This is a genomic window from Paraburkholderia sp. RL18-101-BIB-B, assembly GCF_046026985.1.
Taxonomy (GTDB): Bacteria; Pseudomonadota; Gammaproteobacteria; order Burkholderiales; family Burkholderiaceae; genus Paraburkholderia.
Genome location: NZ_JARESV010000003.1, coordinates 41275 through 58900, shown reverse-complemented (window position 1 = coordinate 58900; position 17626 = coordinate 41275). Strand labels below are relative to the sequence as shown.

Genomic DNA, 17626 nt, shown 5'->3' with positions numbered 1-17626 from the left:
GGTTGAAGCACGACTATGGCCACGACTCTCGATACCTTCGACAGAAAGCTGCTGCGCGAAGTACAGGAAGACGCGCAGATCCCGCAGAACGAGCTTGGGTCACGCGTCAGTCTGTCCACTGCCGCCGTGAACAGGCGCCTGCGCCGTCTTGCCGACGAGGGCGTGATCGAACGGTATGCCGCAATCGTTTCGCCGGAGAAGGTGGGTTCGCCTCTCACGATCATCACGTCCATCGAGGTCGAGAGCGAACAGATCGACCTGTTGGACGCGATGAAGCGGACGTTCTCACAGTGTCCGCAAGTTCAGCAGTGCTATTACGTCGCCGGCGAGTGGGACTTCGTGCTCGTCATGACGGTGCGGCATATGGAGCAATACAACGAGTTGACCCGGCAACTCTTCTTCGCGAATAACAACGTCAAGCGCTTCAAGACGCTGGTGAGCATGAGCCGCGTCAAGGTCGGCTTGACGGTGCCGGTCGATCTCGACGAATAGCCCGCTCGCTATCTGACGACGCTGCGATCGTGCCAGTCGCCTTGCCCGAACTGGCGAACGGTGATCGCGCCATTGCGGATGTCGCCATTCGCATCGAACTGGATGGGGCCGGTCACGCCATCTATTTTCAAAGTCTGGAGCCTGGCGAGGTAGACCTTCGGGTCGGTGGAGTCGGCTGCCTGCATCGCGCCCGCCATGGCCATCACGGCGTCGTATGCATACGGCGCGTAGAGCTGCACAGGCGTGCCGAAGCGCTGCTGGAAGCGTTTGAAGAAGGCGTCGCCCTGCGGCATCTTCGCAGGCGGCACGCCTGCGAGCGTGCAGTACATGTTGTCCGTCATGGCCGATCCGGCCAGCTTGATGAACTGCGGCGTGCACGCTTCATCGCCTGCAATCAGTTTCGCCTTCAGGCCGAGTTTCTGCGCCTGTTGCGCGAACGAGGCTGCCTGCGTATCGCCACCCGTGAACACGATTCCCGTCGGAACATGACTCTTGATCGTGGTCAGCACGGCCATCCAGTTGGTCGTTTTGTCCGTTCCGTATTCTCGAACCACGACGGTGCCACCCGCCGCCTTGACGGCCTTTTCGACCTCGTCGGCGAGGCCCTGGCCGTATGCCGTGCGGTCATCGACGATGGCGACCCTGGACGCCTTGAGATCCTTGACGAGGTAGGTGCCGATAACCGTTCCCTGTCTGACGTCATTGGCAACCATGCGAAACACTGACTTGTAGCCTTGCGCCGTCAGCTTCGGGTTGGTCGCGGACTCCGTGATCATCGGAATGCCGGCGTCGGAATAGATCTTGGATGCGGGAATGGACGTGCCGGAATTCGCATGTCCCACGACGCCCGCCACCTTGTCATCGATGAGTTTTTGCGCCACGGTCACTGCCGTCTTGGGATCGGCGGCGTCATCCTGGGAGTCGAGCGCGAACGTCACGGTCTGTCCGCCGATACGCAGTTTCCTGCTGTTCAGATCCTCGATTGCGAGCCTGACGCCGTTCTCGTCATCTTTGCCGATGTGCGAGAGTTCGCCGGTCAGCGGCGACACCTGGCCGATTTTCACGGTGACGTCCGCGCGAGCCGAAAACGGCGACGTCGCTAATGCCAGAGCAAACATGGCGGTGGTGCACTTCAGTGTTTTCACGATCAGGTACTCGCAGAAATGGAGACGGGGCTGATGCATCGGAGGCACGACTCGGGGCCTTTTGCTTGTCGCGCAGGCTGATGGAAATCGTACGGTGCCCGCGTGGTAGCCAAAATCGCGTGAGGTGCCGCTCGTGAAATTGCTGATCGAAAACAGCCTGCGGATCGATAATTTTTCTCGGCGGTGTTGGCGCACCGGCGAGGCGTCGGGTCGACGTGACAACGGCCGTTCGCTATTTCCGACGAAAGGAGCGCTTCCGCTTAAGCCACTCAATAGGTGTAAGAGGCGATCACGCGTTTAATCTTTTCCAACGACTCCCGGAGCGTGGTCAATTCAACAGAACCAAGCGCCACGCGAATCGCATGCGGTACATGTTCCGAAGTCGAGAAAGGCTCGGCAGTCGAGACTGAAATTCCCTCGCGCACGAGCGCCATCGCAACCACGTCGGCGCGAACTTCCTCTGCGAGAGGAAGCCAGAGGAAGTAGGACACGGGATGACAAACGCGTCGCAGTCCGGCGAGGACCTCGGCGGCCATCGATTGCCGGAGCCTCGCATCCTCGCGCTTCTCTATCTCCAGACGTGTGACGGTGCCATCGTCGAGCCAGCCGCAGGCAATGGCGGTCATCACCGCGGCCGTGTTCCAGGTGGTGGCCCGGATCGCACGCTCGATCGGCGCGACCCAGCGATCGGGGGCGGCAACGAAACCGACTCGCAAGCCGGTGGCGATGCTTTTCGACAACCCCGAGACGTACACCGTCGTCTCAGGTGCGAGCGCTGCCAACGGGGGCGGCGGGTCTTCCGCGAGGAAGGCATACGCGGCGTCCTCGATGATGAGCAATCCGTGCTTTCGGGCAAGCGCCACCAACTCGTGCCGACAATGCGCGTTCATGACCCAGCCTAGCGGGTTATGGAGTGTCGGCATCGTGTAGATGGCACGCACTTTTCTGCTTCGGCACAAGCGTTCGAGCGCGTTCAGGTCGGGGCCCTGGTCGGAAACCGGAATGGGCGCCAGTTCGAGCCGGATCGTTTCGGCTAGCACCTTGAACCCCGGATAGGTCAACGCGTCGACCGCGACCACATCGCCGGGCTTCAGGAGCGCTAGAACGGTTGCTGTCAAACCATGCTGCGCGCCGTTCACGATCACGACCTGATCGCCTTTGACAGCGAGCCCCCGACACGCCAGGTGACGCGCGACGATCTCCCGTTCATGCGTCCGGCCGCCGTGCGGCTGATAGCGCAATAGCGCATCCAGGTCGCCGGAGGACGCGAGTTGGCGCAGGGCGCTTCTGAGAAGTTCGGCCTGACCGGGGAGGGACGGATTGTTGAAATTGAGGTCCGTCAAACCCGCGTCGCCGGCATGCTGGTCGACGCCCAGGCGCGGAGGCAGGGATATTTCTCGCACGAAGGTGCCGCGGCCGGTTTCGCCGCTGACCAATCCCATCGCCCCGAGTTCGGCATAGACCCGCGATGCGGTGACCAGCGCAAGTCCCTCCTTGGCGGCGAGCTGCCGGTGAGTCGGCAAGCGCGTGCCGGGCGCGAGGCGTCCCGTCCGAATCTCGGTCGCCATTCTGTCGACCAGCAATTTGTACCGCGAGGTGGGCATGCGCAAATGTATCCATGACAATTATTTGATTGTATTAATTCTCGGCCATACGATGTCACATCGCAACTCTGTTTGCGCCGTCGCGGGACCTGCCGGCTTTAGTGGCGCGGCCTCATGAAGCGGCCGCCAACAATAAGCGCCCCTTGGGCTCATGGACGACAACATCATGCACATCGCCATTCTTACCTTCGAAGGCTTCAACGAACTCGACTCGCTTATCGCGCTCGGCGTCCTCAATCGCGTCAAGAAGCCAGGCTGGCGGGTGTCGATCGCTTGTCCCACCGCGCGGGTCAAGTCGATGAATGGCGTGGTCATCGAAGCCCAGGCTTCATTGCAAGAGGCCTGTACTGCCGATGCGGTGATCGTGGGCAGCGGCAGACAGACGCGTGAAGTCGTCGCCGATAGTGCGTTGATGGCGCAGTTGCAGCTCGACCCGTCAAAACAGCTGCTGGCCGCGCAGTGTTCCGGCACGCTTGTTCTCGCCAGGTTGGGCCTGCTCGATGGCGTGCCGGCATGTACCGATCTCACCACCAGGCCGTGGGTTCAGGAAGCGGGTATCGACGTGTTGAATCAGCCCATTTTCGCCAGCGGCAACGTGGCGACCGCCGGGGGCTGTCTGGCTTCGGCTTACCTCGCCGCCTGGATCATCGCCCGTCTGGAGGGGATCGACGCGGCGCAGAGCGCACTGCATTACGTCGCTCCCGTCGGAGAGAAAGAGGCCTACGTGTCCCGCGCGATGGCCAATATCATGCCGTTCCTGGAAGCGAACCTGACGACGGTGTAAGCGAACAAACTAAAACGCCAGCGCGGCCTATTGACTATTCCTCTTAGAAAATCGGTCATTTGAGTGAGGTCGCCTGGCACATCGCGGCGGTCCGATCCGCCGCAATACGACCGGCTTCGATCGGTCGAAACCGCAGTCGCTACCACGGCAAAAACTGAAGGCATCGCCGATGCCTTCAACCCACGCTAAACGTCATTCCCAGTCAAGCGCTTTCTGCGTTCTCTCCTTTTCCCCGCCGCTTCAACTGCGCAAAAACCAACACTTACCCGGCGACAACGTTTGCGCCGATTCAATCCGTCGGGGTCGGTGAGTTTGGCTATTTACAAAATGGGAGGCTAGCCAAATACTCCCGCCACAACTTGAAAGTCGAGTGTCAACGAGAAGTCATGCCAGTCCGTTTAACACGGACGTCAGCCGTCATCGGCTGACGCAACTTCACATTCGCTTCCCCCCATGAACACTGCGTTTGCCCTAAGGTCGCAGCGGTCCGGGGTAAATATTACCAACGATTACAAACCGGGTCGTCGTACACAGGAAGGGTCCGGGGAGACTGTCAGCGCATGAAAGCATTAAGTGTTCTCCATAGTGAGTCGTCACGGGGATGGGGAGGCCAGGAGGTTCGCACGCTCAAGGAAATGATCGCGTTGCGAGCGCTGGGTCATAACGTCGAACTGGTTTGTCCGGAAGACGCGCGCCTTGGGATTCGCGCGCACGCTGAAGGCTTTCAGGTGCATTACGCGCGCATGCGGGCGGGCGCGGATCTGCGCTCCATGCTCACGATCCGGTCGCTGCTCGAGCGTCGTCGCTTCAATGTGCTGAATACGCACAGCGGCCATGACAGCCTCGTCGCCGGCATGGCGGGGCGGCTCGCGCGGACGCCGTTCATCGTGCGCACGCGGCATCTGGCGTTGCCGATCACATCGCTTGCCACGTACAACTGGATTCCTCATCGCGTCGTCGCGGTCAGCCATCATGTGCGGAAGTACCTGATCTCCGCGGGCGTGCAGGAACACCGCGTCGAGACGATTTACGACGGCATCCTGAAGCCGGAAGCGGGGACCTGCTCCACGTTGCGCGATGAACTCGGACTGGACGCCGACACGGTTGTCGCCGGCATGGTGGCGATCGTCCGCGAGAAGAAAGGCCACGAAGACCTGATCGCGGCGGTCAGGCCGATGCTGGCCGAGCGTCCCAATCTGCATGTCGTGATGGCGGGCGACGGCGTGTGGTTCGAGAAGATCAAGACGATTGTCGATAACATGGGCTTGTCCCAGCGTATCCATCTGCTCGGCTTTCGCACGGACATTACCAACGTGCTGCGCGGCTGCGATCTGTTCGTTTTGCCGACGCATCAGGAAGCGCTCGGACAATCGTTTATCGAAGCGATGGCGGTGGGTTTGCCGGTGATCGGCACGCGCGTCGACGGCGTGCCCGAGTTGATCGACGACGGCGTGAATGGCCTGCTCGTGCCGGCGCACGACATCGATGCATTGAGGAGCGCGCTGGCGCGTCTGATCGACGATGCGCCGCTGCGCGAGCGCCTGGGGCTTGCCGCGCGTCTGAAGACCGATAACCGCTTCACGGTGGACGCCATGGCGAACGAGACCATCGACTGTTATATGCGTGGCATCTATGCCCGGCGGGCTTACTACGGCGAACGGCGGGCGGCGGCATGACGAAGTTCGCACGCGCGGTGCCCGTGCTGATGTATCACCACATCAGCACCTCGCCAGGCATGATCACGGTGTCGCCGGAACACTTTGCCGCGCAAATGGCGTATCTGGCCGAGGCGGGGTACACGACCGTCGGCAGCGCGCAACTGTCGACCTATCTGGCGGGCGAGCCATTGCCGAAGAAGTCCGTCGTGCTGACTTTCGACGACGGCTACCTCGACAACTGGGTGCATGCGCACCCGGTCCTACAGGCACATGGATTGACCGCGTTGTGCTTTCTGGTGACGAGCTGGATCGGCGAAGGACCGGTGCGTGCGCACGCGCGTTCGGGCGACGCGCTGCCTGCATTGCTCAATCACCGCGATGGCGAGGTGGCGATCGAAAACGGTGAAGCCGATCGCGCCATTCTTCGATGGTCGGAGATCGACGCGATGCGTGAAGCCGGCACGTTCGAATTTCACAGTCATACGCATAGCCATGTGCGGTGGGATCGAGTCTCCGCCAACGCAGAGGAGAAGTGCGCCGGGCTGACACGCGATCTCGCCAGCGCGCGCGCCATGCTGGAGCAAAGACTGGGCGCCGTATCGGATCATCTGTGCTGGCCACAGGGATACCACGACGACGACTATCGGCGCATTGCGGCTCAGGCCGGCTTCCGTCACTTTTACACGTGCGAGACGGGTTCGAACTATGCTGGACGTCATGACGGCGCGGCTCGCTCGATCACTCGCCTGGAAGTGCGTGACCGGCCGGCCTCGTGGCTCGCCTCGCGGTTATGGGTGCATACGCGGCCCGCGATCAGCCGGGCGTATTTGAGGATCAAACGGTAACGCGCTGGCGTCTGACTTTTCGCAGGCGCAACCTTCCCACCTCTGCGCCGTCGCTATGGCGCCCACAGCCGGGCCGCTTCATCACAACTGCGACTCGATCGGCAACAAACCGAGGAACCAGATGCCGACGCGCTTCATGCTGGACACGCCGGGTTCGTCGAGTTCGCTGACCTTGCCATCCGGCGCGGTGTCGATCCATACGATCCGGCTCGTGCCATTCGCATCCGTGCGGGTTTCGAGCCGCCACGCGATCTGATCGAGCTTCGGCTCGACCCCATCCGCGACTTGTGCGGCGAGTGGGGCGCTTTCGCAGTACACGCCGATTTCCGTGTTGAGCGTGATCGAACGAGGATCGAGATTCATCGAGCCGATGAAGATGCTGGTTCTGTCGAACACATAGGTCTTCGCATGCAGCGAGGCCTTTGAAGAACCCAGGATCGATTTCTTTTTCTGGCCGGCGTCTTCGCCGGCGTTCTTGTCGACAACGGGCTTCAATTCATACAGATGCACGCCCGCGTCGAGCAGATCCTTGCGATAACGTTGATATCCCGCGTGAACCGCCGCGACGTCGGTCGCGGCGAGCGAGTTCGTCAGCACGGTCACGCGTACGCCGCGCCGTGTTTGCGCGCGCATCCATTCCACGCCCTTTTTGCCGGGGACGAAGTACGGCGAGATGATCAGCACTTCTTTCGCGGGCTCGATACTCAACGCATTGAACTGCGACAGCAGATGTCCCTGTGGATCGTCGGGCGAGCGTGTGATTTTCGCGGGATCGTCGTACAGGAGGGTCGCCTTGCCCCAGGAGAAGTCGGTGTCGCGCGCGTTCAGCGTTTCGCCGAGGCGTACCTTGACCTGCGTGACGTACGGCGAATCGCGCTCGGAGGCGATGAACGCCGTAAGCTTGGCACGATAAGCCGGCAGCGAGTCCGGCTCGGCTGGATGTCCGGTCAGGCTGGCGATCGGATAGGCGGCATCCGAGTTCCAGAATTCGTCGAAAGCATTGGAGACCTTGTGGACGACGGGCCCGAAAGTCAGCACGTCGAGGTCGCCAAAGTCGACCTCGCTGGATGCGCCGAAGTACTCGTCGCCGATATTGCGGCCGCCGAGAATGGCGGCCTGATTGTCCGCGATCAATGCCTTGTTGTGCATGCGCCGATTGATCCGTCTGAACTCGAGCGCCATGCCCAGCTTCTTGAAGGACCGATTGGCGATCGGATTGAAGAGCCGTATTTCGATGTTGGGGTGCGAGCTGAGCGCGAGCAGAACCTTGTCGTCGCCGGCCGTGCCCAGATCGTCCAGCAGAACGCGAACCCTGACGCCGCGATCGGCGGCTTTGAGCACCGCGTCGGCCAGATGACGGCCCGTCAGATCGTCGTGCCAGATGTAGTACTGCAGGTCGAGTGTGCGCTCGGCGGCTTCAGTCAGCACGATGCGGGCGAGCAGGGCATCGACGCCGTTGGGCAGCAGATGGAACGCGCTGTTGTCGGGATGCTTGCGCTCCTGCGGGATGAAGGCGACGGCGAGGCGCGTGCCGTCCGTATCCGTCAGTGCGTGCGTCGCGGTACGGCCGGTCTGCGGCGGCAGGCTCGCGCAGGCGGACAGCAGCGTGATCAGCAAGACTGCAACGAGACCGCGGAACGTCGCCATGGTTGTACCCTTCGAACGTGCGTGTCCGTAAGATAGCGGCAAGCGTGAGGCGCGTCGAGTGCGGCGTCAGTTGCGCCGCCATCCGGAACGCGTCCATCCCGGCTTGCATCCGGCTTCGCGCCGTTCAGACGGGTCGCCGCGACAAATGAATGCCCCCCAGCATGCAGCGGACCGAGCCCCCGGCCATTTCGATGGTGGGCACGCGCAGTGGCAGCAGTCGGGCAGAGCGTTCGATCAGCGCCTTCTGCCTGGCCGTCAGGCATGACGCGGCCCGCTCCGAAAGCGCGAGCACGCGTCCGCCGCTGCCGGATAGTTCAAGCGCGTTCGCGGCAAAGTTGCCGACCTGCGAGGCGTCGAGATCGATCACGACGCGTCCGCTTTCCATCAGACGCGCCCTCACTTCGGCGCGCCGACGTTCATCGGCAATCAGGTCGAGCCCGATCAACGCGAACTCTGTTGCGACGCTCATCATGACGTTGGTGTGATACACCGCAAGACCTGCTGAGTCGACGGCGTCGAAGCATACCGGCTCGAAGTTGAAGTTCGTGCAGAACCGTTCGAGCGCCACCGGATCCGCGCGGCGCGAGCGCACGGCATACGCGATGCGCGCGATGTGGTCCAGCACCATGGCTCCCGTGCCTTCGAGAAACACGTGGTCGTATTCGAGTCCTGAATAGTCGATGACGTCCTGCACGCGATACTGTGCCTTGAACATCTCGATCACATCGCTTCTGCGCTCACGCCGGCGGTTGACGCAGTGCATCGGATACAACGCGATGTGCCCGCCAGGATGCGTCGAGAACCAGTTGTTCGGGAACACGGAATCGGGCGTGCCCCGTGTTCCGTGGTCCTCGAAGAGATGAACGCGCACGCCCGCGGCTTCCAACGCCGCCGCAGCGGCCGTCACTTCGTCATAGGCGGCGGCCGCTAGCGATCCCGCTTCATTGGGATCTGTGAAGCCGCCGGTGCGCTGAAACGCGTTGTCGCTTGCCGTCTCGGGGTTGGGATAAAAACAGTGCGGGCGGATCACGACGACAGCGGACGGCGCCTGAATCGACAGAAGGCTCATGGATAGGGATCGCGGGAGTAAGAGAACGTGCGCGTCGATAGCGGGCTGCGCGTCAGACCGGCGCCAATACCTGGTCGGCACCTGCCCGCTCGATGGCGGCCAGTGCGAGTTCGCCGAACAGATCCTTCGGATCCGCGGCAGGCGGAATCAGCGCGACTTCGATTCCGACTTTGTGTGTCCGCGCGAGCTCATGCAAAAAGCGCAGTGCCGAATAGTCTTCGAGCGCGAAGCCGACGGAGTCGAATACGGTGACCTGCTCTGCATTTTCGCGTCCGGCGATTTCGCCACGCAACACGCGCCACAGTTCGATCACGGGCGAGTCGGCGGCCAATTGCTGAATCTCGCCTTCAATACGGGTCTGCGGTTCGTACTCCACGATCACGCGGCTCATGTTCAGCACATCCGCATGCAGTTCGGTCTTGCCCGGACAGTCGCCGCCCACGGCGTTCAGATGCATGCCCGGTTCGATCATGTCCGGCGTGATGATCGTCGCGTAGGCCTTGTCGGCGGTCACGGTTGTGACGATATCGGCGCCGCGCACGGCCTGCGCAACCGACGTCGCGCGGACGATGCGCAATTGCGGCCACGCCGCGAGATTGCGAATGAGTTTGTCCGTGGCGCGGTTGTCGATGTCGAACACGCGAAGCTCGTCGATGCCCACAAGTGTATGGAACGCAATGGCCTGAAACTCGCTTTGCGCGCCATTGCCGATCAAGGCCATGCGTCGCGAATCGGGCCGAGCCAGTGCTTTCGCCGCCGGCGCGGAAGTCGCCGCGGTACGCAGCGCCGTGGTCAAGGTGAGTTCGGAAAGGAACAGCGGGTAACCGGTATCCACCGAGGCCAGTGCGCCAAACGCCATGACGGTTTGCATGCCGCGCTCGGCATTGATGGGATGACCGTTCACGTACTTGAAGGCAAACAGCTCCGCGTCGGCCACAGGCATCAACTCGATGACGCCGAGTCGCGAATGGCAGGCGACGCGCGGCGACTTGTCGAACTCGCTCCAGCGCAGATAGTCGGCACGGATGATCTCGGCAAGTTCGTCGAGAAAGCGCGGTACGCCGATATCGGCGACGAGCCGGTACGTTGCGGGTACGTCGAGGAAGCGGGTCATGGTGATGTCTCCGTTGTTGTTGCAGGCTCCGAAGCGGAGCGATAGCGAAATTATTCCGTGCCTCCGCGCCAACAAAAAGACAACAAACATTGCAGTTTGGTGCTCGGAAGTGTCAAGATGCGCACTCCGAATGCGCGTTTTGTACTGTCCGCGCTTCTATCTGACCCAGGTTTGCTCGACGCAGCCTGAACGGAACCCGGCCGGAAACCGGTGTAGGCACAAAAAATGATCGATCTCGACGACATCGACAGGCAGTTGATTGCCTTACTGCGCGATGACGCGCGCATGTCCGTTGTGACACTGGCGAAGCACTTGCGGGTTGCTCGCGCCACGGTGCAGAACCGGCTGACGCGGCTGGAAAAGAGCGGCGTGATCGTGGGCTATACCGTGCGCCTGAAACCCGCGGCAGAGGCGCACCGGATCCGGGCGTTGATGTCGATTGCGGTTGAAGGCAACCGCGCGGCCGATGTGCTCAAAGTGCTTCGTGGCCACCCCAACGTCGCGACGATCCACAGTACCAACGGGCGTTGGGACCTGATCGCGGAGCTGCGGGCGGATTCACTGGAAAACTTCGATCGGGTGCTTGGCGCGATCCGTCTGATTGACGGCATCGCGAGTACTGAAACGAGTATTCTGCTGTCGACTCACAAGATATAAGGGCGTTTTATTGCGGCCACTCAATTCCGTGAGCCCGCACGTCCGCCAAGGGAAAGCCGCTCACATCCGCACCATGACCGACCTCTTTGCCACTCAACCTCGCGCGCCGCTCGCCGAGCAGCTCCGGCCCGAATCGCTCGACGATGTCGTCGGGCAGTCTCATCTGCTGGGCCCGGGTAAGCCGCTGCGGCTCGCACTCGACTCCCAACGACTGCACTCGTTCATTCTGTGGGGGCCGCCCGGCGTCGGCAAGACGACGATTGCGCGGCTTGCCGCGCGGGCTTTCGACTACGAGTTCATCGCCGAGTCGGCCGTCGCCGCCGGCGTCAAGGAACTGAGGGAGGCCGCCGCGCGTGCCCAGCAGATGCTCGACCACCGGGGCCGCTCGACCGTCCTGTTCCTCGATGAAATTCACCGGCTCAACAAGAGTCAGCAAGACGCCTTGCTGCCGCACGTGGAAACGGGCCGGCTGACGCTCATCGGCGCGACCACGGAGAATCCCAGCTTCGAGGTCAACAGCGCGCTGCTGTCGCGGGCGCAGGTGTACGTGCTCAAGCCGCTATCCGACGAGGAATTGCGGCAGCTCTTCCGGCGAGCGCAGGCGGTGTTGGGCGAACTCGAGTTCGAGCCATCCGCGCTCGATGCCGTCATCGGCTTTGCCGACGGCGACGGCCGCAAGTTTCTGAACCTCGTCGAGCAGCTCGCCAATGCCGCTACCGCAGCCGGGCTCACACGCATCGACGCGAGCTTCGTCAGCACCGCGTCCGCGACAACGACGCGGCGTTTCGACAAAGGGGGCGAGGAGTTCTACGACCAGATTTCCGCGCTGATCAAATCCGCCCGCGGCTCCGATCCGGATGCGGCGTTGTACTGGATGGCGCGAATGATCGACGGCGGTGTCGACGTGCGTTATCTCGCGCGCCGCATCATCATCCTGGCGAGCGAGGAGGTGGGTAATGCGGATCCGCGAGCGTTGCAGGTCGCAGTGAACGCGGCCGAGGCCTATGAACGGCTCGGTTCGCCCGAAGGCGAACTGGCGCTCGCCCAGGCCCTCGTGTATATCGCCGTCGCGCCGAAGTCGAATGCGCTCAGCATGGCGTGGCATCAGGCGCTGTCATTCGTGCGCGGTGACCGCACGCGGGCGGTGCCGCTGCATCTTCGGAATGCGCCGACGCAACTCATGAAGGATCTCGGCTACAAAAAGGACTACCGCTACGCGCATGACGAACCGGATGCGTACGCGGCGGGCGAACACTACTTTCCAGAAGACGTCGCCGAACAACGCTGGTATCAGCCGGTGCCGCGCGGACTGGAATCAAAAATCGGCGACAAGCTCGCTCATCTGCGCGAACTCGACGCGCAGGCGCGCGGGAAACTGAAGCGGTAGGCGCTGTCGATCTGATCGACAGCGCGGGTCAGGGCGGCGATATCTTTTTGCTGCGCCCGCTGCCGGTTTTCTGCTCGCCGGGCCCTCGTCCTCAGTTCAACGCAACCGCCGCCGCGGCGCTCACCGGCGAGCCTTCTATCGCCACCGACTGCGTGCCGTCCGGGCCAACGGGCACGTCGCCGACGAGTGTCGTGCGATACAGTTGGCGGTCGAAGTCGAGATCGAAAATGTCCGTGGGCGCGAGGTGGGCCGTCGCCCGGTTGTCCCAGAACGCGATGCTGCCGGCCTCCCATTTGAAGCGCACGGTGAACTCCGGCCGCGTCACATGTTCCCAGAGCAGTTCGAGCAACACCTGGCTTTCACGCGGGCCCACGCCGACGATCGACTTCAGGAAGCTCGGGCTGACATAGAGCGCCCGCTCGCCCGTTTCCGGATGAACTCTGACAAGCGGATGTTCGGTGACGAGCGTGCGTTGCTCGACGGCTTTGTTGAACGCCTCCGTGCCGCTCGCGCCGGCCGGCGGCGTGAATCGGTGCAGCCCGCGCAGACCATCGACGAACGCACGCAGCGGTGCGGACAGCTTCTGATAGGCGGCCACCAGGTTGGTCCACTGCGTGTCGCCGCCGTAAGGCGGAATCGTCACCCCACGCAGGATCGACGCCCAGGGCGGATTGAGCGCGGCCGTCACGTCCGTATGCCAGCCGGTCCACGGGCGTTGCAGCGTTTGCCCCTCGAAACGCGTCGCTTTGCGGTACTTCGAAATCGAGTAGATCTCCGGATGACCGTCCACGTGGCCGAACACCGGATGCCCCAAGGTCAGTTCGCCGAACTGCGCCGAGAACGCGACGTGCTGCTCGTGCGTGAGAAACTGCTCGCGAAAGAAGACGACCCGCCACTTCAGAAGCGCGGCGCGAATCTCCGCGATCTGGCGCGTATCCAGCTTTTGCGTGAGATCGACACCATGAATTTCCGCGCCGATATGCGCGGAAAGCGGCGTGACCTGAATCGACTGTACGTCCTGCACTGCGGCTGCACTCATGAAAAGCTCCTGATGTCCTGATGAAGAGAACGTGTCCGGCGGCGCGAAAGCCGCCGCTTGATCAGCTTGCCAGGGCGGCGACTTGCTGCGTCGCTGACGCATGGCGATTCACGGGGCGCGGCAGCCCGAGGTTGTCGCGCAGCGTGCTGCCCTCGTATTCCGTGCGGAACAGTCCACGCCGTTGCAACTCCGGCACGACCTGGTCGGCGAATTCCGTCAAGCCGCCCGGCAACCACGGCGACATGATGTTGAACCCATCCGCGCCTTCTTCTTCGAACCACTGTTGCAACTGGTCCGCAATGCTCGTCGGCGTGCCGACCACCTGTTGATGGCCGCGCGCGCCCGCGATGCGCAGATACAGATCGCGGATCGTCAGGTTCTCGCGCCGCGCGAGATCGAACAGCAGCCGTTGACGGCTCTTGCCGCCATTGGTTTCCGGCAATTCGGGCAGCGGCCCGTCGACGGGATACTGGGAGAGGTCCACGCCGCCCGACATGTTCGACAGCAGCGAGAGACCCACGGTCGGATGAATCAGGTCCTGCAGCTTGGCGAATTTCTCCTCGGCTTCCTCCTGCGTGCGGCCGACAATCGGGAAAATGCCCGGCATGATCTTCAGATGATCCGGCGCGCGCCCATACTTCGCCAGACGCCCTTTGACGTCGCGATAGAACGACTGCGCTTCGTCGAGCGTCTGATGCGCGACGAAGATCACCTCCGCGGTCTGCGCGGCGAGCTCGCGCCCGGCCTCGGACGCGCCGGCCTGCACGACGACCGGCCAGCCCTGCGGCGAACGCGCGACGTTCAGCGGCCCGCGCACCTTGAAATGCTTGCCCGCATGGCCGAGCACGTGCAGCTTGTCCGGGTCGAAGTAGACGCCGCTCTCCTTGTCGCGGATAAACGCATCGTCTTCCCAGCTATCCCACAGCCCTGCCACCACGTCGTAGAACTCGCGAGCGCGCTCGTAGCGGACCGCGTGATCCGGATGCCGATCGAAACTGAAATTGAGCGCCTCGGATTCCGTGCTCGACGTGACGAGATTCCAACCCGAGCGGCCGCCGCTCAGATGATCGAGCGATGCGAATTTGCGCGCGAGGTTGTACGGTTCGTTGAATGTCGTGGAGACTGTCGCGATCAGGCCGACGTGTTTCGTGACAACCGAGAGTGCGGAAAGCAAGGTCAGCGGTTCGAAATGATCGGCGCGCGCGGTGCGGGATAGGGAAGGCAGATTCGTGTCGCGCACGCTCACGCTGTCGGCGAAAAAAATCGCGTCGAATTTGGCGCGCTCGGCGATCTGCGCGAGTTCCGCGTAGTGTGCGAAGTCGAGTCCACCCGTCGCATGCGCATCGGGGTGGCGCCATGCGGCAATGTGATGGCCCGTCTCCATCAGGAAGGCCCCCAGTTTGATCTGCCGCTTCCGCTGTGTTTCGCCGCTCATCGTCTGCTCCATGAAGGTTTGTTGTTTGGGGAGAACGCGTGCGTCACCATGCAAGCCGCCATTCCGTGATCGGGGGACTTGCTACTGGAACGCGCGTGCCTCCGTTCGGCCTGTCATCATCGCGGTCCTCTTGCGGTTCGCGTCGCGTGCCATCCTGCTCGGCGAAGTCGGCCAGCACTTCGTCGCGCAAACGGATGAAGCGCGGATTGTTGCGCTCGCGTGGCCGCGGCAATGCGACGTCGACGATCCGCTTGATGCGGCCCGGCCGCGGCGCCATCGTGACGACGCGGTCGCCGAGGTAAAGCGCTTCGTCGACATCGTGCGTCACGAGGATCATCGTGATGCGCTCGTGTTCCCAGATGCGCTGCAACTCGTTCTGCAAACGGCCACGCGTGAGCGCGTCGAGCGCGCCGAACGGCTCGTCGAGCAGCAGCACGCGCGGACGATTGACGAGGCCGCGCGCGATCGCCACGCGCTGCGCCATGCCGCCCGACAATTGATGCGGGTAAGCATTTTCAAAACCCTTGAGTCCGACCAGCGCGATATGTTCGGCCACGGCTTCGCGTTTCTCGCGTGCGGAAAGCGGCGCGTTACGCAGTGCGGCGAGAATGTTTTGCGACGCCGTGAGCCACGGAAAGAGCCGGTGGTCCTGGAACACGATGCCGCGTTCGAGCGACGTATCGCGGACCTTGTCGCCGGCGACGACGATGTCGCCGCTATAGTCGGTGTCGAGTCCCGCGATCAGCCGCAGCAAGGTGGATTTGCCGCAGCCGCTCGAGCCGAGCACGCTGACGAACTCGCCCGCGCGCACGCGCAGGCTGATGTCGTCGAGCACCGCGAGCGGCGCGCCGTCTTGCTGCGCGTAGCGCTTGCTGACGTGAAGAATGTCGATGCTGTCGGAGAGCGTGGAAGCAGTCATGGGCGGTCCGGTGTGTGAGAGTTCAGGTGCGGGTTCAGCGCGTGGCCGACTGGAACCGGCGCGCAAGGATCGCCCGTTCGACGGCCCGCGCCAGCGCATTCAACGCCCAGCCCGTGACACCGACCACGATCACGCCGAACAGCACCAGGTCCATGCGGAATTGCTCGCTGCCGTCGATCAAGGTGTTGCCGATGCCGCTGCCGGCCACCAGCAGATATCCGGCGCCGAGCGTGGCGAGCCACGAATAGATCAGCGCGAGGTAGATGCCGGTAAAGATCGACGGCAGCGCGGCCGGCAGAATCACCGCGCGGATGAGTTGCCATCGCGAGTAGCGGAACGCGCGCGCGACTTCGATATAGGCGCGCGGCACGGCGTGGATGCCGTCGCAGGTATGCGCGGTGACGGGCAGGAGCGCGGCGAGCGAGAGGAACACGACTTTCGCGGCATCGCCGAGACCGAACCACACGGAGATCAACGGGATCCATGCAAACAGCGAGATCTGTTTGAAGGTGTCGAAGCTCGGTCCGACCATGCGTGTGGCGAGCCGCGAAAAGCCGAGCGCGCTGCCGAGCAGCAAACCGCCCAGCGTGCCGATCACGAAGCCGCTCGCTTCGCGCGCGAGCGATGCCGAGAGCGCCTTCAGCAGCGCGCCGCTCTCGATCTGCTGCCATGCGGTCGCGAGGACTTGCGCGGGACTCACGAGCAATCCGCTTTTGACCACGTGCGCTTCCGAGACGGCCCACCAGATCACGATTGCGATGACGGGCAAGACGGCGCCGCGCCAGTCGACGCGTGTCAGCAGCGGGCGGCGCGGTTGGGCGGCGCGCCGGAAGGAAGCGGGCGCGCCGCAATCGCAGGACGCGTCGGCGGACTGTTGCGACTGACTGGAACGCTTGAAGAGGGCGAGACTCATCGTAGTTACCTCACGTGTAGCGCCATGGGTGCGATTGATGCGATCACTCGCGAAACGCCGACGGCTGTCCGCGCCGCAAACGCGCTTCGAGCGCATCGAGCGCACGGTTCACCGCATAGCCAATCGCGCCGACCACGACCACCGACGCCATCACCAGATCGAGCTGAAAAAGTTGCCGCCCGTAGACGATCAGATAGCCGAGCCCTTCGGAAGACGCCACCAGTTCGACGACCACCAGCGCGAGCCAGGCTTTGGTGAACGCGAGCCGCACGCCCGTGGCGAGCGTCGGTACAGCCGCGGGCAGTATGAGATAGACAATCCGCTGCCAGCCGCTGTATTCGAATACGCGCGCGACTTCATCGAGCGCGGCGGGTGTCTGGCGGAATCCCTGCAGCGTGCTCAACGTGACAGGCACGAGCGCCGCATGCGCGATCAGGATGTATTTGAGCGGCTCGCCCACGCCCACGAGCAACAGCAGGAACGGCAGCCAGCCGAGCACCGGAATCTGCACCAGCGCATTGAAGCTCGGCAGCACGTAAGCCTCGAGCGTGCGCGACAACCCCAGCGCCGCGCCGAGCGCGAAGCCGAGCAGCGTGCCCGCGCCGAAACCGAGCAGCACGCGTTGCAGGCTGACCAGCGTATTGCGCGCGAGGTCGCCGCTCTTTGCCAGTTCGAGCAGCGTCCCGAACACGCGCTCGGGTGGCGGCAGAATCTGCGGCGCGATCCAGCCGCGTTCGCAACCCACGGCCCACAGCGCGAACAGCAGCGCGGGCAAGACCCACGGCGCGAGCCGCCACGCGAGCGCGCGCAGGCGCGGCTCGCGAAACAGCGGAACGTGAGGCGCGTGCGGCGTGGTGGACGACGCGAGCCGTTCGCGTTCGACCTGGATTGCGGTGTCGCTCATCGTGATCGCTCCGG

The 17626-nt window shown here is 63.1% G+C and carries 16 protein-coding genes; 6 read left to right on the top strand and 10 right to left on the bottom strand.

Annotation, left to right across the window (positions count from 1 at the left end; all coding sequences use genetic code 11):
* Nucleotides 1-15 precede the first annotated feature (15 nt).
* Complete coding sequence (locus P0D73_RS06135; protein ID WP_132374432.1) at nt 16-492, top strand: Lrp/AsnC family transcriptional regulator; 477 nt, start codon at nt 16-18, stop codon at nt 490-492.
* 8 nt (nt 493-500) lie between these two features.
* On the opposite strand, the gene P0D73_RS06130 is transcribed toward P0D73_RS06135, so the two are convergent.
* Both P0D73_RS06130 and P0D73_RS06125 read right to left on the bottom strand, forming a co-directional pair.
* A complete protein-coding gene (locus P0D73_RS06130; RefSeq protein ID WP_408176912.1) occupies nt 501-1610 on the bottom strand; it encodes a branched-chain amino acid ABC transporter substrate-binding protein in 1110 nt (369 codons plus the stop codon).
* Between the two features lie 296 nt (nt 1611-1906).
* On the bottom strand, nt 1907-3241 hold the full coding sequence (locus tag P0D73_RS06125; protein WP_408176913.1) for an aminotransferase-like domain-containing protein: 1335 nt from the start codon (nt 3239-3241) through the stop codon (nt 1907-1909).
* A 166-nt stretch (nt 3242-3407) separates the two neighbouring features.
* On the opposite strand from P0D73_RS06125, the gene P0D73_RS06120 reads away from it, so the two are divergent.
* The 3 genes from P0D73_RS06120 to P0D73_RS06110 all read left to right on the top strand — a co-directional run bounded on the left by P0D73_RS06120 (nt 3408) and on the right by P0D73_RS06110 (nt 6528).
* Entirely contained in the window at nt 3408-4025 is a 618-nt protein-coding gene (locus P0D73_RS06120) for a DJ-1/PfpI family protein (protein WP_408282492.1), read from the top strand.
* A gap of 560 nt (nt 4026-4585) precedes the next feature.
* Nucleotides 4586-5701 (top strand): glycosyltransferase family 4 protein, encoded by a 1116-nt coding sequence (locus P0D73_RS06115; RefSeq protein ID WP_408282252.1) that lies wholly within the window; start codon nt 4586-4588, stop codon nt 5699-5701.
* Entirely contained in the window at nt 5698-6528 is an 831-nt protein-coding gene (locus P0D73_RS06110) for a polysaccharide deacetylase family protein (protein ID WP_408176680.1), read from the top strand. The genes P0D73_RS06115 and P0D73_RS06110 overlap by 4 nt, the downstream gene beginning before the upstream one ends.
* Before the next feature lie 81 nt (nt 6529-6609).
* On the opposite strand, the gene P0D73_RS06105 is transcribed toward P0D73_RS06110, so the two are convergent.
* From P0D73_RS06105 to ocd, 3 genes are all read right to left on the bottom strand, one after another.
* Nucleotides 6610-8175, bottom strand: coding sequence for a phospholipase D family protein (locus P0D73_RS06105; protein WP_408430348.1), 1566 nt, complete (start codon nt 8173-8175; stop codon nt 6610-6612).
* A 124-nt stretch (nt 8176-8299) separates the two neighbouring features.
* A complete protein-coding gene (gene ctlX, locus P0D73_RS06100) occupies nt 8300-9244 on the bottom strand; it encodes a citrulline utilization hydrolase CtlX (RefSeq protein WP_408176683.1) in 945 nt (314 codons plus the stop codon).
* 52 nt (nt 9245-9296) lie between these two features.
* A complete protein-coding gene (gene ocd, locus P0D73_RS06095) occupies nt 9297-10358 on the bottom strand; it encodes an ornithine cyclodeaminase (protein WP_408430344.1) in 1062 nt (353 codons plus the stop codon).
* Between the two features lie 225 nt (nt 10359-10583).
* Here ocd and P0D73_RS06090 point away from each other — a divergent pair, with 225 nt between their 5' ends.
* Together P0D73_RS06090 and P0D73_RS06085 are read left to right on the top strand one after the other, a co-directional pair.
* On the top strand, nt 10584-11015 hold the full coding sequence (locus tag P0D73_RS06090; protein ID WP_132374439.1) for an Lrp/AsnC family transcriptional regulator: 432 nt from the start codon (nt 10584-10586) through the stop codon (nt 11013-11015).
* A 73-nt stretch (nt 11016-11088) separates the two neighbouring features.
* A complete protein-coding gene (locus P0D73_RS06085) occupies nt 11089-12402 on the top strand; it encodes a replication-associated recombination protein A (RefSeq protein ID WP_132374440.1) in 1314 nt (437 codons plus the stop codon).
* A gap of 91 nt (nt 12403-12493) precedes the next feature.
* Here the strand turns inward: P0D73_RS06085 and P0D73_RS06080 are convergent, their stop codons facing one another.
* From P0D73_RS06080 to P0D73_RS06060, 5 genes are all read right to left on the bottom strand, one after another.
* Nucleotides 12494-13441 (bottom strand): TauD/TfdA dioxygenase family protein, encoded by a 948-nt coding sequence (locus tag P0D73_RS06080; protein ID WP_408282262.1) that lies wholly within the window; start codon nt 13439-13441, stop codon nt 12494-12496.
* A 61-nt stretch (nt 13442-13502) separates the two neighbouring features.
* Nucleotides 13503-14876: an LLM class flavin-dependent oxidoreductase gene (locus tag P0D73_RS06075; RefSeq protein ID WP_132374442.1), complete on the bottom strand. Its 1374-nt coding sequence runs from the start codon at nt 14874-14876 to the stop codon at nt 13503-13505.
* Nucleotides 14877-14919: 43 nt separating this feature from the next.
* Nucleotides 14920-15795 (bottom strand): ABC transporter ATP-binding protein, encoded by an 876-nt coding sequence (locus P0D73_RS06070; RefSeq protein WP_408430342.1) that lies wholly within the window; start codon nt 15793-15795, stop codon nt 14920-14922.
* 34 nt (nt 15796-15829) lie between these two features.
* Nucleotides 15830-16708, bottom strand: coding sequence for an ABC transporter permease (locus P0D73_RS06065; protein ID WP_408430339.1), 879 nt, complete (start codon nt 16706-16708; stop codon nt 15830-15832).
* Nucleotides 16709-16751: 43 nt separating this feature from the next.
* Entirely contained in the window at nt 16752-17612 is an 861-nt protein-coding gene (locus tag P0D73_RS06060; protein WP_408176690.1) for an ABC transporter permease, read from the bottom strand.
* Nucleotides 17613-17626 lie beyond the last annotated feature (14 nt).